The organism is Salmonella sp. SAL04214 (assembly GCF_046550615.1).
Classification (GTDB): domain Bacteria; phylum Pseudomonadota; class Gammaproteobacteria; order Enterobacterales; family Enterobacteriaceae; genus Salmonella; species Salmonella enterica.
Window position 1 is genome coordinate 39,425 of the sequence record NZ_JBGDXT010000008.1, and the last position, 13,621, is coordinate 53,045.

Genomic DNA, 13,621 nt, shown 5'->3' on the forward strand with positions numbered 1-13,621 from the left:
TTCAATTAACCGCAATGCGGATTACGTTGTAAATCAATCAGATTACATAGAGCTTTGGTACGGCAGAATGTTCGAACGCAACATTTCTTGCGTGCCGAGGCCGTAGTTAGAGCTCAAACCGCGCAGCTCAATGTTGAAGCCAATCGCGTTATCATAAATCGCGTGTTGTTTATCGTTATCCCAACCGTTCAGCTTACGTTCGTATCCGACGCGGATCGCATAGCAGCAAGAGTTGTACTGCAAGCCGAGCATCTGGTCTGCAGGTTTGCTCGAATTGGTATCGAAGTAGTACGCGCCGACAATCGACCAGCGATCGGCAATCGGCCAACTTGCCACCGCGCCCACCTGGTTGATGCCGTTTTTATACTGCTCTGCCGTGGAATAATACGAAGGCAACGTAGCCTGAATATATTCCGGGCTGGCATAGCGGTAGTTCAACTGTACCAGACGATCCTGATCCCGACGGTATTCGAGGCTGCTGCTGCTGGTAGCGACGCTATCCAGACGGGTATCGTACTGCACTCCGCTACGCAGCCCCCAGCGTTCTGAAATACGCCAGTAAGTGTCGCCTGCCCAAACCAGCGAACCGGTTTTGTCGTCATTCTCCCATTTAATGTTGTCATCGCCGGTGCGAGACTCCGTGAAATAGTAGATTTGACCAACAGAAACGTTAAAACGTTCAACGGCGGCATCATCATAAATGCGTGTTGTGACGCCTGTCGTGACCTGGTTGGCGGAAGCAATACGGTCGAGACCGCCATAAGTGCGGTCGCGGAACAGGCCGTTATAGTCGGATTGCAGCAAAGAAGAATCGTAGTTATAGATGCCGCTCTGGTCGCGGTACGGCACATACAGGTACTGCACGCGTGGTTCCAGCGTCTGGGTATACCCCGGCGCCAGCATCGCCATATCGCGTTCGAAGATGAGCTTACCGTCGACTTTAAACTGCGGCATGACGCGGTTAACCGAATCTTCCAGCTTATTTTTATTGTTTGGATCGCTGTTATAGCTGTCCAGATTCGTTTGCTGATAGTGCGTCGCCATCAGCTTCGCTTCGGTGTTCAGGCTGCCCCAGCGGTTGGAGAGCGGCAAATTAATGGTTGGCTCCAGGTGGACGCGGGTCGCTTCCGGCATGTTGTCTTTGGTGTTAACAAAGTGCACCGCCTGGCCGTAAATCCGGGTATCAAACGGCCCGAGATCGTTATGGTAGTAGTTAACGTCTAACTGCGGCTCCGCAGAGTAGCTGCTGGTGTTTTGATCGTTAAACACCTGGAATTGTTTGGTCGACACCGTAGCGTCAAAGTTTTGTACGGCGTAGCCGACGCTGAATTTCTGCGTTGCGTAGCCGTCGGTACTGGAACCGTACTTACTGTCGAAATCATTAAAGTAGCTGGAGTCGCTGACTTTGGTGTAATCGACGTTAAAACGCCACACCTGATCCATCACCCCTGAGTGCTGCCAGTAGAATAACCAGCGGTGCTTATCGCCCTCTTTGGGATGATCGTCCTCGTAGACTTTATCAGAAGGCAGATAATCTAATTCCATCAACCCGGCGCCTGCCTGCGTGAGATAACGGAATTCGTTCTCCCACATAATATTGCCGCGGCGGTGCATATAGTGCGGGGTGATGGTGGCGTCCATATTGGGCGCGATGTTCCAGTAATACGGTAAGTAGAACTCGAAATAGTTCTTGGTCGTGTATTTCGCGTTCGGGATCAGGAAACCTGAGCGACGTTTGTCACCGACGGGTAGCTGTAAATAGGGGCTATAAAAGATCGGAACCGGACCTACTTTAAACCGGGCGTTCCAGATCTCCGCAACCTGTTCTTCACGGTCATGGATGACTTCACTCCCCACCACGCTCCAGGTATCGGAGCCAGGCAGACAGGAGGTAAAGCTGCCGTTTTCCAGAATGGTATAGCGGTTTTCGCCGCGCTGCTTCATGAGATCGGCTTTACCGCGCCCCTGACGGCCTACCATCTGGTAATCGCCTTCCCAGACGTTCGTGTCTTTGGTGTTCAGGTTCGCCCAGCCCTTCGGCCCTTTAAGGATGACCTGATTGTCATCATAATGCACATTACCCAGCGCATCGACGGTGCGTACAGGTTCCGGCTGACCTTCCGCCTGCTTCTGATGAAGCTGCACTTCATCCGCTTGCAGGCGGCTATTCCCCTGCATAATGTCCACGTTGCCGGTAAAAACGGCATCGTCCGGGTAGTTACCTTTAGCGTTATCGGCATTGATAGTAACCGGCAGATCGTTGGTATCGCCTTTTACCAGAGGACGATCGTAGCTCGGCACGCCCAACATACACTGTGAGGCGAGATCGGCTGCCAGCCCCTGATGACTATAAAGGGCGCTGGCGATCATGGTGGCCAGAAGAGTGGGAATACGTTTTTTCATACGTTGTATTTATTGTTCCATCATCGGTAGCGTTGCGCGTGACAAACGGTCACAGCCTAACTTACTCATCTTCGCTGCGCCAGTGTTAATCCTGCCGTTTAGCGTCTGTGGTGTTAGGCACGGCATTGAATGACAGGTATGATAATGCAAATTATAGGCGATGTCCCACAATTGACCGTAGCCTTCATTCGCAGAAAAGCACCTTATTTTGTGGGAGATAGCCTCACCGATAGCGTAACGTTTTGGGGAGTCTATGCAGTACTGGGGAAAGATAATTGGCGTCGCCGTAGCCCTGATGATGGGCGGCGGCTTTTGGGGCGTGGTCCTGGGTCTGCTGGTGGGCCATATGTTCGACAAAGCCCGCAGCCGAAAAATGGCGTGGTTTGCCAACCAGCGGGAACGGCAGGCGCTGTTTTTTGCCACCACCTTTGAGGTGATGGGCCACTTAACCAAATCAAAAGGACGGGTGACGGAAGCGGATATTCATATCGCCAGTCAGTTGATGGATCGTATGAATTTACACGGCGATTCACGTACTGCCGCGCAGAACGCCTTTCGGGTCGGAAAAGCGGATAATTACCCATTACGTGAAAAGATGCGGCAGTTTCGTAGCGTCTGCTTCGGGCGTTTTGATCTGATCCGGATGTTTCTGGAAATTCAGATCCAGGCGGCGTTTGCCGATGGCTCGCTACACCCTAATGAGCGGGAAGTGCTGTATGTGATTGCGGAAGAGTTAGGTATTTCCCGCGTACAGTTCGATCAGTTTCTGCGCATGATGCAGGGCGGCGCGCAGTTTGGCGGCGGTTATCATCAACAGTCCGGCGGCGGCTGGCAGCAGGCGCAGCGCGGCCCGACGCTGGAAGATGCCTGTAATGTGCTGGGGGTTAAAACCACCGACGATGCAACCACCATTAAACGCGCTTATCGCAAACTGATGAGCGAGCATCATCCGGACAAACTGGTCGCGAAAGGTTTACCGCCGGAAATGATGGAAATGGCGAAGCAAAAAGCGCAGGAAATTCAGAAAGCGTATGAGCTAATCAAAGAACAGAAAGGCTTCAAGTGATTGAATTGCCGGATGCGACTAGCGCCTTATCCAGCCTACGTTAATGAATGTAGGCCGGGCAAGCGAAGCGCCCCGGCATAAATTGGCTCCGAATTTAAAAATCTGCCGGGACTTTAAACGTCATGCTGGTGCCGTAAGCGGGATGGGTAATGGTCAGCATTTCGGCGTGTAACTGCAAACGCGGCGCCAGCGACAACGCTTCCGGCGAGGCGTAAAACCGATCGCCTAAAATCGGGTGGCCTAACGCCAGCATATGCACACGAAGCTGATGCGAACGTCCGGTGATCGGTTTGAGCACCACGCGGGCGGTATTATCCGCCGCAAACTCCACCACGTTATATTCCGTTTGCGCCGGTTTGCCGGTTTCATAACACACTTTCTGCTTTGGCCGGTTCGGCCAGTCGCAGATGAGTGGTAAGTCAACCAGTCCTTCCGCCGGGGAGGGATGCCCCCATACGCGCGCCACATACTGCTTTTTCGGCTCACGTTCGCGGAACTGACGTTTTAGCTCCCGTTCCGCGGCTTTGGTCAGCGCCACTACAATTACGCCGCTGGTGGCCATATCCAGACGATGCACCGATTCTGCCTGCGGGTAGTCGCGCTGGATACGCGTCATAATGCTGTCTTTGTGCGCTTCCAGACGCCCCGGCACGGACAACAGGCCGCTGGGCTTATTGACCACCATAATGTGCTCATCCTGATACAGGATAACCAGCCAGGGTTCCTGCGGCGGATTGTAGTTTTCCATCCCCATGTACGGCTCCGTTATTGGTGCGTGACGACGATAAGACGCAGCGCGTCCAGACGCCAGCCTGCCTGATTCAGGCTTTCCAGCACCTGCTGACGGTTACTGTCGATAGCGGCAAGTTCGTCGTCGCGAATGTTCGGGTTGACGGCGCGCAGCGCTTCCAGACGCGACAGTTCCCCGGACAGTTTTTCATCCGCCTCGCGACGCGCGTTATCAATCAGCGCTCTGGCGGACTTTTCAATCTGCGTCTCACCCAGTTGCAAAATGGCGTGGACGTCCTGTTGCACGGCGTTCACCAGTTTGCTGCCGGTGTGGCGATTCACGGCGCTGAGCTGGCGGTTGAAGGTTTCAAACTCGACCTGGGCGGCCAGATTGTTGCCGTTTTTATCTAACAGCATACGTACCGGCGTCGGCGGCAGGAAGCGGTTCAGTTGTAGCTGTTTCGGCGCCTGCGCTTCCACGACGTAAACCAGTTCGACCAGCAGCGTGCCGACGGGCAGCGCTTTATTTTTCAACAGCGAAATGGTGCTGCTGCCGGTATCGCCGGAGAGGATCAGATCCAGTCCGTTACGGATGAGCGGATGTTCCCAGGTAATAAACTGCGCATCTTCGCGAGACAGGGCTACGTCACGTTCAAACGTGATAGTACAGCCGTCTTCCGGCAGGCCGGGGAAATCCGGCACCAACATGTGGTCGGACGGCGTCAGCACGATCAGGTTGTCGCCGCGATCGTCCTGGTTAATGCCGACGATATCGAACAGGTTCATGGCGAACGCGATCAGGTTGGTGTCGTCGTCCTGTTCTTCAATGCTTTGTGCGAGCTGTTGGGCTTTTTCTCCGCCGTTGGAGTGGATCTCCAGCAGGCGGTCGCGGCCCTGTTCTAACTGGGCTTTTAGCGCTTCATGCTGTTCGCGGCAGGATTTGATCAGATCGTCAAACCCGTCGGTTTCTTCAGGCGCGGCCAGATAGTTAATCAGACTGGCGTAGGCTGAATCATAAATCGCGCGACCGGTCGGGCAGGTGTGCTCAAAGGCGTCCAGCCCTTCGTGATACCAGCGAACCAGCACCGACTGGGCGGTTTTTTCCAGGTACGGGACGTGGATCTGGATATCATGCGCCTGGCCGATACGATCCAGACGACCAATACGCTGTTCCAGCAGATCCGGGTTAAACGGCAAGTCGAACATCACCAGATTGCTGGCAAACTGGAAGTTACGTCCTTCGGAGCCGATTTCAGAACATAACAGCACCTGCGCGCCGGTATCTTCTTCGGCGAACCAGGCGGCGGCGCGGTCGCGTTCGATAATCGACATGCCCTCATGGAACACGGCGGCGCGGATGCCTTCGCGTTCGCGCAGCACCTGCTCCAGCTGTAACGCGGTGGTCGCCTTAGCGCAGATCACCAGCACTTTTTGCGAACGATGGCTGGTCAGATAGCCCATTAGCCACTCAACGCGTGGGTCGAAGTTCCACCAGGTGCCGGTATCGCCTTCGAACTCCTGATAAATTTGTTCCGGATAGAGCATATCGCGGGCGCGATCTTCCGCGCTCTTACGCGCGCCCATAATGCCGGAGACCTTAATGGCGGTCTGATACTGGGTCGGCAGCGGTAGTTTTACCGTATGCAGTTCACGTTTCGGGAACCCCTTGACGCCGTTACGGGTGTTGCGGAACAGAACGCGGCTGGTGCCGTGGCGATCCATCAGCATCGACACCAGCTCATCACGGGCGGCCTGCGCGTCGTCGCGATCGCTATTAGCGGCCTGCAACAGCGGTTCAATATCCTGTTCGCCGATCAGATCGCCCAGCCTGTTCAGTTCGTCGTTGCTGAGTTTATTGCCCGCCAGCAGCATGGCCACCGCATCGGCGACAGGGCGGTAGTTTTTCTGTTCTTCGACAAACTGTTCGAAATCGTGGAAACGGTTCGGATCGAGCAGGCGCAGACGGGCGAAATGGCTTTCCATCCCCAGCTGTTCTGGCGTGGCGGTCAGCAGCAGCACGCCCGGTACGCGTTCAGCTAATTGTTCGATGGCCATATATTCACGGCTCGGCGCATCGGTGCTCCACACCAGATGATGCGCTTCGTCGACCACCAGCAAATCCCACTCGGCGTCGCACAAATGTTCCAGACGCTGCTTATTACGGCGGGCGAAATCCAGCGAGCAGATCACCAGTTGTTCGGTTTCAAACGGGTTATACGCGTCGTGCTGCGCTTCGGTATAGCGTTCGTCATCGAACAGCGCGAAGCGCAGGTTGAAACGGCGCAGCATTTCTACCAGCCACTGGTGTTGCAGGGTTTCCGGAACAATGATCAATACGCGTTCCGCCGCGCCGGATAATAACTGTTGATGCAGAATCATCCCGGCTTCAATGGTTTTACCTAAGCCCACTTCATCCGCCAGCAGTACGCGCGGCGCGTGGCGACGACCCACATCATGAGCGATATTAAGCTGATGCGGGATCAGATTGGTCCGCTGACCGCGCAGGCCGCTGTATGGCATCCGGTACTGCTCGCTCTGAAATTTACGGGCGCGATAGCGCAGCGCGAACCGATCCATTCGATCGATTTGACCGGCGAACAGACGATCCTGGGGCTTACTGAAAACCAACTTGCTGTCGAGCAGAACCTCGCGCAACGTCACATTGGTCTCTTCGGTATCCAGGCGGGTGCCGACATAAACAAGCAGGCCATTTTCTTCTTTTACTTCATCGATATGTAGCTGCCAGCCTTCATGGCTTGTAATCGTATCGCCAGGGTTGAACATGACGCGGGTCACGGGAGAATCACTGCGCGCATACAGGCGGTTTTCCCCCGTGGACGGGAAAAGTAAGGTGACGGTTCGCGCATCCATCGCAACAACGGTTCCAAGTCCCAGCTCGCTTTCTGTATCGCTGATCCAGCGTTGACCAAGTGTAAAAGGCATATGTGTTCGGCTCTATATCTTTAATTGCAGGCATTACTCGCCATTCCCAGGCGACAGCACTGGATAATTGCGAGTATACGACCCCGCTACCAGGCTAATGTGGTAGTGGCGTTAATTAGGTCCAGGAATGGAAAGGGCGCTATGGTACTGGAAGGCGGCGCTTTCGTCACGCGTCAAAATAGCCCCAGTTGCCCGGTCAGTAGTGTAGCAAAATTATCTTCAACGAAGGGAAGAATTCCTTCCGCCACGGGTTGTAGCTGGCGGGTAAGATAGTGTTCGTAATCCAGCGGCGACTGCTGGTAATCCACGGGCTCGGGGCCGTTAACAGTCCAGACATATTTTATGGCGCCGCGATTCTGATACTGCGCCGGACGACCCTGCTTCAGGTTTTGTTCATCCGCCAGCCGGGCGGCGCGAACGTGCGGCGGAACGTTACGTTGGTACTCATGTAAAGGGCGACGCAGACGCTTACGATAAACCAACTGCGCGTCCAGTTCGCCCGCCATCAGTTTATCGATAGTCTCACGCACATAGTCTTGATAAGGTTCATTGCGAAAAACGCGCAGATACAGCTCCTGTTGAAAGCGCTGCGCCAGCGGCGTCCAGTCGGTCCGCACCGTTTCCAGACCTTTAAATACCATGCGCTGGCTGTCGCCTTCCTGAATCAGGCCCGCGTAGCGTTTTTTACTGCCAGTATCCGCGCCGCGGATGGTCGGCATCAGAAAACGGCAAAAGTGGGTTTCAAACTCCAGTTCTAGCGCGCTGGTCAAATTTTGCTGTTGTAACGTCTGCGCCCACCATTCGTTCACGTGACGCACCAGCCTGTGCCCGATTTCCGCCGCGTCGGCTTCTGAATGCGCGCGCCGGAGCCAGACGAAAGTGGAATCGGTATCGCCATAAATCACGTCATAACCCTGCGCCTCAATCAGCGCTTTGGTCTGGCGCATAATCGCATGACCGCGCATGGTGATTGACGACGCCAGACGGGGATCGAAAAAGCGACAGGCCGTGGTGCCGAGTACGCCATAAAAGGCGTTCATAATGATTTTAAGCGCCTGCGAGAGCGGTTTATTGCCCTGACGTTTGGCTTCATCGCGCCCGTGCCAGATTTGGCTAACAATTCCCGGCAGGCAGTGCTTTTCTCGTGAAAACCAGGCGTCAAGGAAACCTTCGGTACTGTGTTTCGGATCCGGCTGCGCCATGCCTTCGACCAGCCCGACGGGATCAATCAAAAACGTGCGGATAATCGACGGGTACAGGCTTTTATAATCCAGCACCAGTACTGAATCGTATAATCCGGGTTGTGAATCCATTACGTAGCCGCCGGGACTTGCCAGCGGCGGCACTTCGCCGAGATTGGGCGCGACATAGCCGGCGCGGTGCATTCGCGGAAAGTAAAGATGCCCGAATGCGGCGACTGAACCGCCGTGGCGATCGACCGGCAGGCCGTTGATCGTCGCGCGTTCCAGCAAAAACGGCATGATCTCGGTTTTATGGAAAATGCGCGTGACCAGCTCGCAGTCTTTCAGGTTGTAGGTGGCGAGGGCGGGTTTATCCTGGGCAAAGCGGCGATCGATCTCATCCATACGATCCCAGGGATTATCAATGGATTTTCCTTCGCCGAGCAGTTCCTGCGAGACGGCTTCCAGCGAAAAAGACGAAAAATTCCAGAACGCGGATTTAAGCGCGTCGATACCATCGATAATGACTCGCCCTCTGGCCTGGGCGAAAAAAACGCCGTTTTTGAAGCCATGTTCGCGCCACTCCAGTTCGCTATTGTCTCGCCCCAGCCGTAAAGGGATACGGTAGCGTTCGGCATGTTTTTGCAGCATACGCAGGTCGAACTGCACCACGTTCCAGCCGATGATGACGTCAGGATCATGTTCGGCAAACCAGGCGTTGAGTTTTTCCAGCAGCTGCGGGCGGCTGGCGACATACACAAGCTCGAAGTCCAGTTGGCGGTCATCGCCATTCGCCGGGCCCAGCATATAAACGGTACGCTGGCCGCAGCCTTCCAGACCAATGCAATACAGTTCGCCGTGTCGCGTGGTTTCGATATCCAGCGAGACCCATTTTAGCGGCGGTCGATAGTCGGGGTGGGGTTTAAGACGCGCATTGCGGATAACGCCGTTGCGCATCTCGCCGTCTACCCAAACGGGCGACGTAATAAAACGTTCCATCAGGTAACGTTCCGGCGGGCGGACATCCGCTTCATAAACGGTGACGCCGTTTTCGCGCAGCAGTTTCTCCATCCGCATAAGCTGGCGGTGAGTGCGGCAATACAGACCGGATACCGGCTGACGATGAAAGTCTCGCAGCTGGAGCGGCGTCAGGCGATAGTCTTTTTCCGCCTGTAGCAGCGAGGCGGCGCGGGAGGTCTGGCTGGTCGGAATAAACGCCACGGACTCTTGCGGCGCCAGCGTTGCCTGCACAGGGCCGTTGTCTGTCGCCAGCCAGAAAGAGACCTCCGTCCCTTGCGGCGTATCCCGCCAGTGCCGGGTTAAAATGAAACCTGCCTGCGCCACGATGATTACCTGTCTAAAAAATTCACGCTAATTATAACCTGTTTTAGGGGGTAATACTGTTATTTTGTACAGGCATATAACGTAAAAGCCGATATCCGCTGTAATAAAAAGTTTCTCGCAGTAAGAAGCGGGTTTTCGCCCACCAGGATTTATAGCGGGTGGATCGCGTGGGTGATGAGCGGCTATCGATACCATTATCCTGAGCGATAGTTTTCAGACGCAGCATATGCAGCGGATCGCTGACCAGTAACGCTGTGCGCCATTGTTGTTGTCGCAGTATCTGTTTTGCGTAACGAATATTTTCGCGCGTCACGGTAGAGCGCTCTTCAATAAAAATTGCCTTAGCCGGAATCCCTTTTTCCAGAACGTATTGACGGGCTATCGCCGCGTCGGAAACCGTTGCGCCAGCGCCGTAGCCGCCGGTTAATACCAACGCGCGGACAATGTGTTGTTGGTAAAGCCAGATGGCATGATCCAGTCTGGCCTTAAAAACGGGAGAAGGCGTTTTTCCGCTAACGCCTGCTCCTGCGACAATCGCGCAGTCAGCTACGCGCGTCTGGTTTTGCTGACTGAACTGATAAATAGCGATGGCGTTATGGATAAACACCGTAGCCATAATGAGAATTATGCCTGCCGCGATTCTGATGATGTAGCGATATTTCATGAATGAGTTCGTTCCCCGTGACGGGTTTAATGGATATTTTAACGATAAAATGGCTTTTAGCGTCAGATATTTTTGCTGACGTATATTTATCAATATAATGATGCCGGTATATACAGCTGATATAATTATCCTATAACTGCTAATTTTGAATCATGTTTATTTACCATTTTTACCCATGTATTAGCCGTTTTGTGTCAAGTCTGTTTTCATACATTAAGTATTTTTCAGAAAGGCGCTTGTTCGAATCTGTTACTTATTTCTCGGATTAACAAAAAAGCGATATTTTTTGTTTGTTTTACTTAATGAAAAGTGTAACAATTTCATTTGGAACATCCGCACCGTCAGGTAGAAATATAATATTCCAATTGGCCGCTATGGTTAAATAAAAATGGATTACAGTGCGAATTCGTCGGGAACTCTCTGCATAATTTAATTTTTATTTTAGAATATAATTTTATTTTGACTTTCAGGTGCGGGTGTTTTTATCAAAATTTGTGGTATTCGGGAATTATCTTTTATGAATGTGAATATGCAGGCGTGTCCGGTAGGGAACGCACGTTATCTTTTCGTCAATACTCAACGCGCTAACCCTTCCATAAAAACCGTGAGTCGATTTTTTGAGTATAAAACATGGACAGATCAGATTTGGCGTACCGAAATTATTGAAAACGGCAATGCTTTTTTTCACTGGCAAGGACACGACAGAAAAAACGGACATCGGGATACCATTATTAACTATCTGTTAAATGGGCAACGCTGGCAGTCAACAATCGAGGATTATATTTTCTTCCATGCGCTGGAAGGAAAAGCGTGGCAGGGACATTATGATAATATTATTGAATATGTGAGTTCTGATCATTACGTCTATCAAAGCGCATTTGCTGAATATATCACCGACCAGACTCATCAACGCGCCCCCCATGGGACGCGTTTTTAGAGGCATTACTGCCCGTAATAGGCTTTTGCGCCATGTTTGCGTAGATAGTGTTTATCCAGCAGGGATTGCTGCATGTCGGGCAACTGCGGCGCAAGCTGGCGGCAGAAGATCCCCATATAGGCCACTTCTTCCAGCACGATGGCGTTATGCACGGCATCCTCGGCATTTTTACCCCAGGCAAACGGGCCGTGCGAATGGACAAGCACGCCGGGCATTTGAGCGGCGTCAATACCTTGTTTTTCAAAGGCTTCAACAATGACATTGCCCGTTTCCCATTCATACTCGCCATTAATTTCCGCCTCGGTCATTTTGCGAGTGCAGGGAATCGTACCGTAGAAATAGTCGGCATGGGTGGTTCCCGTCGCCGGAATCGGCTGACCCGCCTGCGCCCAGATAGTCGCGTGGCGCGAATGGGTGTGTACGATGCCGCCGATAGTCGGAAATGCCTGGTACAACAGACGGTGGGTTGGCGTATCGGACGACGGTTTCTTATGACCTTCAACGACTTCACCGGTCTCCAGACTGACCACCACCATATCGTCAGCGGTCATGACGCTATAATCGACGCCGGACGGCTTAATCACCAGTACGCCGCGTTCGCGATCGACGGCGCTGACGTTACCCCAGGTAAGGGTGACCAGGTTGTGTTTTGGCAGCGCCAGATTGGCTTCCAGTACCTGGCGTTTGAGATCTTCTAACATTGTTTTCTCCCTGCCGGATGGCGCTTCGCTTATCCGGCCTACGAGCGACGGTGTGCCGGATGGCGACACAAATGCCTTATTCGGCCTACAGGACCGTAGGCCCGGTAAACGCAGTGCCACCGGGCATTCAGACTTCACTTTTAGCGTTTTAAACCGTAATACACCTCGTTCCAGCGCAGCGCGTCCTTAAAGGCCGGCAGACGGGTATCATTATCAATTACCGCGATTTCGATATCGTGTATTTCTGCGAACTGGCGCATATCGTTCAGATCCAGCGCGTGGCTGAAGACGGTATGGTGCGCGCCGCCAGCCAGAATCCACGCTTCGGAGGCGGTCGGCAGATCCGGCTGCGCCTTCCACAGCGCGTTAGCCACCGGCAGTTTCGGCAGGGAGTGCGGCGTTTTTACGGTGTCAATGCAGTTGACCAGCAGGCGATAACGATCGCCGAGGTCGATCAGGCTGGCGACGATCGCCGGGCCGGTTTGGGTATTGAAAATCAAACGCGCCGGATCTTCCTTGCCGCCAATGCCGAGGTGCTGGACGTCGAGGATCGGTTTCTCTTCCACCGCGATGGACGGACACACCTCCAGCATGTGCGAGCCGAGCACCAGATCGTTGCCTTTCTCGAAGTGGTAGGTGTAATCCTCCATAAATGAGGTGCCGCCCTGCAGACCGGTTGACATCACTTTCATAATGCGAAGCAGAGCGGCGGTTTTCCAGTCGCCTTCGCCCGCAAAGCCGTAGCCCTGTTGCATCAGACGCTGTACGGCCAGACCCGGAAGCTGTTTCAGGCCGTGCAAATCTTCAAATGTCGTCGTAAAGGCGTGAAAGCCGCCCTGTTCCAGGAAACGCTTCATACCGAGTTCAATACGCGCCGCCTCCCGCACGTTCTGGCGTTTATCGCCGTGGATTTGGGTGGCGGGCGTCAGGGTATAGCTGCTTTCATACTCGTCAATCAGAGCGTTGATATCGCCGTCGCCGATAGAATTCACCACCTGCACCAGATCGCCGACCGCCCAGGTATTGACCGAAAAGCCAAATTTGATTTGCGCGGCCACTTTATCACCGTCAGTCACTGCGACTTCACGCATATTGTCGCCGAAGCGGCAGACTTTTAGCTGGCGGGTATCCTGTTTAGAGACCGCCTGGCGCATCCAGGCGCCGATACGCGTATGGGCCTCTTTATCCTGCCAGTGGCCAGTGACGACCGCGTGCTGCTGGCGCATCCGCGCGCCGATAAAACCGAACTCGCGGCCGCCGTGCGCAGTCTGGTTCAGGTTCATAAAGTCCATATCGATGCTGTCCCACGGCAGGGCGGCGTTAAATTGGGTATGGAATTGCAGTAGTGGTTTGTTAAGAATACTCAGCCCGTTGATCCACATTTTGGCCGGGGAGAAGGTGTGCAGCCAGACCACCAGCCCTGCGCAGCGATCGTCATAATTGGCGTCACGACAAATAGCGGTAATCTCATCCGGCGAGGTGCCCAGCGGTTTTAATACCAGTTTACATGGCAGTTTGGCTTCGGTATTCAGCGCGTTGACCACATGCTCGGCATGTTGGGTGACCTGACGCAGGGTTTCTGCGCCATACAAATGCTGGCTGCCAATCACAAACCATACTTCATAATTATCAAAAATCGTCATTGTCGTGTCC

General features: G+C 53.7%; 9 protein-coding genes. 2 read left to right on the forward strand and 7 right to left on the reverse strand.

The window, feature by feature from the left end; all coding sequences use genetic code 11:
- Positions 1–42: 42 nt before the first annotated feature.
- Positions 43–2,403, reverse strand: a complete 2,361-nt coding sequence (gene lptD / locus ACLJQD_RS14585) for an LPS assembly protein LptD (RefSeq protein ID WP_000746116.1) — start codon at positions 2,401–2,403, stop codon at positions 43–45.
- A 253-nt stretch (positions 2,404–2,656) separates the two neighbouring features.
- Here lptD and djlA point away from each other — a divergent pair, with 253 nt between their 5' ends.
- Positions 2,657–3,469 carry a co-chaperone DjlA gene (gene djlA / locus ACLJQD_RS14590; RefSeq protein ID WP_001200595.1) on the forward strand — a complete coding sequence of 271 codons (813 nt, stop codon included), beginning with the start codon at positions 2,657–2,659 and terminating at the stop codon, positions 3,467–3,469.
- Between the two features lie 94 nt (positions 3,470–3,563).
- Here the strand turns inward: djlA and rluA are convergent, their stop codons facing one another.
- The 4 genes from rluA to ACLJQD_RS14610 all read right to left on the reverse strand — a co-directional run bounded on the left by rluA (position 3,564) and on the right by ACLJQD_RS14610 (position 10,330).
- Complete coding sequence (gene rluA, locus ACLJQD_RS14595; protein WP_000525198.1) at positions 3,564–4,223, reverse strand: bifunctional tRNA pseudouridine(32) synthase/23S rRNA pseudouridine(746) synthase RluA; 660 nt, start codon at positions 4,221–4,223, stop codon at positions 3,564–3,566.
- Positions 4,224–4,234: 11 nt separating this feature from the next.
- Complete coding sequence (rapA, locus tag ACLJQD_RS14600) at positions 4,235–7,141, reverse strand: RNA polymerase-associated protein RapA (protein ID WP_001116966.1); 2,907 nt, start codon at positions 7,139–7,141, stop codon at positions 4,235–4,237.
- Positions 7,142–7,314: 173 nt separating this feature from the next.
- Positions 7,315–9,666, reverse strand: coding sequence for a DNA polymerase II (gene polB, locus ACLJQD_RS14605; RefSeq protein WP_017441568.1), 2,352 nt, complete (start codon positions 9,664–9,666; stop codon positions 7,315–7,317).
- 43 nt (positions 9,667–9,709) lie between these two features.
- The gene (locus tag ACLJQD_RS14610; protein WP_017441567.1) at positions 9,710–10,330 is read right to left on the reverse strand and encodes a YdcF family protein; all 621 of its coding nucleotides are present in this window, start codon (positions 10,328–10,330) and stop codon (positions 9,710–9,712) included.
- A 517-nt stretch (positions 10,331–10,847) separates the two neighbouring features.
- On the opposite strand from ACLJQD_RS14610, the gene ACLJQD_RS14615 reads away from it, so the two are divergent.
- Positions 10,848–11,267 (forward strand): DUF4751 family protein, encoded by a 420-nt coding sequence (locus ACLJQD_RS14615; protein WP_017441566.1) that lies wholly within the window; start codon positions 10,848–10,850, stop codon positions 11,265–11,267.
- 5 nt (positions 11,268–11,272) lie between these two features.
- Here ACLJQD_RS14615 and araD read toward each other — a convergent pair whose 3' ends face one another.
- Together araD and araA are read right to left on the reverse strand one after the other, a co-directional pair.
- Positions 11,273–11,968, reverse strand: a complete 696-nt coding sequence (gene araD, locus ACLJQD_RS14620) for an L-ribulose-5-phosphate 4-epimerase (protein ID WP_000888684.1) — start codon at positions 11,966–11,968, stop codon at positions 11,273–11,275.
- A gap of 140 nt (positions 11,969–12,108) precedes the next feature.
- Complete coding sequence (gene araA, locus ACLJQD_RS14625; RefSeq protein WP_000151693.1) at positions 12,109–13,611, reverse strand: L-arabinose isomerase; 1,503 nt, start codon at positions 13,609–13,611, stop codon at positions 12,109–12,111.
- Positions 13,612–13,621: the final 10 nt, after the last annotated feature.

Excerpts from the sequence above, each read along its gene's own strand:
- rluA (WP_000525198.1), bottom strand. The coding sequence starts at position 4,223 with ATGGGGATGGAAAACTACAATCCGCCGCAGGAACCCTGGCTGGTTATC.
- araA (WP_000151693.1), bottom strand. The coding sequence starts at position 13,611 with ATGACGATTTTTGATAATTATGAAGTATGGTTTGTGATTGGCAGCCAG.
- djlA (WP_001200595.1), top strand. The coding sequence starts at position 2,657 with ATGCAGTACTGGGGAAAGATAATTGGCGTCGCCGTAGCCCTGATGATG.
- ACLJQD_RS14610 (WP_017441567.1), bottom strand. The coding sequence starts at position 10,330 with ATGAAATATCGCTACATCATCAGAATCGCGGCAGGCATAATTCTCATT.
- rapA (WP_001116966.1), bottom strand. The coding sequence starts at position 7,141 with ATGCCTTTTACACTTGGTCAACGCTGGATCAGCGATACAGAAAGCGAG.
- ACLJQD_RS14615 (WP_017441566.1), top strand. The coding sequence starts at position 10,848 with ATGAATGTGAATATGCAGGCGTGTCCGGTAGGGAACGCACGTTATCTT.
- lptD (WP_000746116.1), bottom strand. The coding sequence starts at position 2,403 with ATGAAAAAACGTATTCCCACTCTTCTGGCCACCATGATCGCCAGCGCC.
- araD (WP_000888684.1), bottom strand. The coding sequence starts at position 11,968 with ATGTTAGAAGATCTCAAACGCCAGGTACTGGAAGCCAATCTGGCGCTG.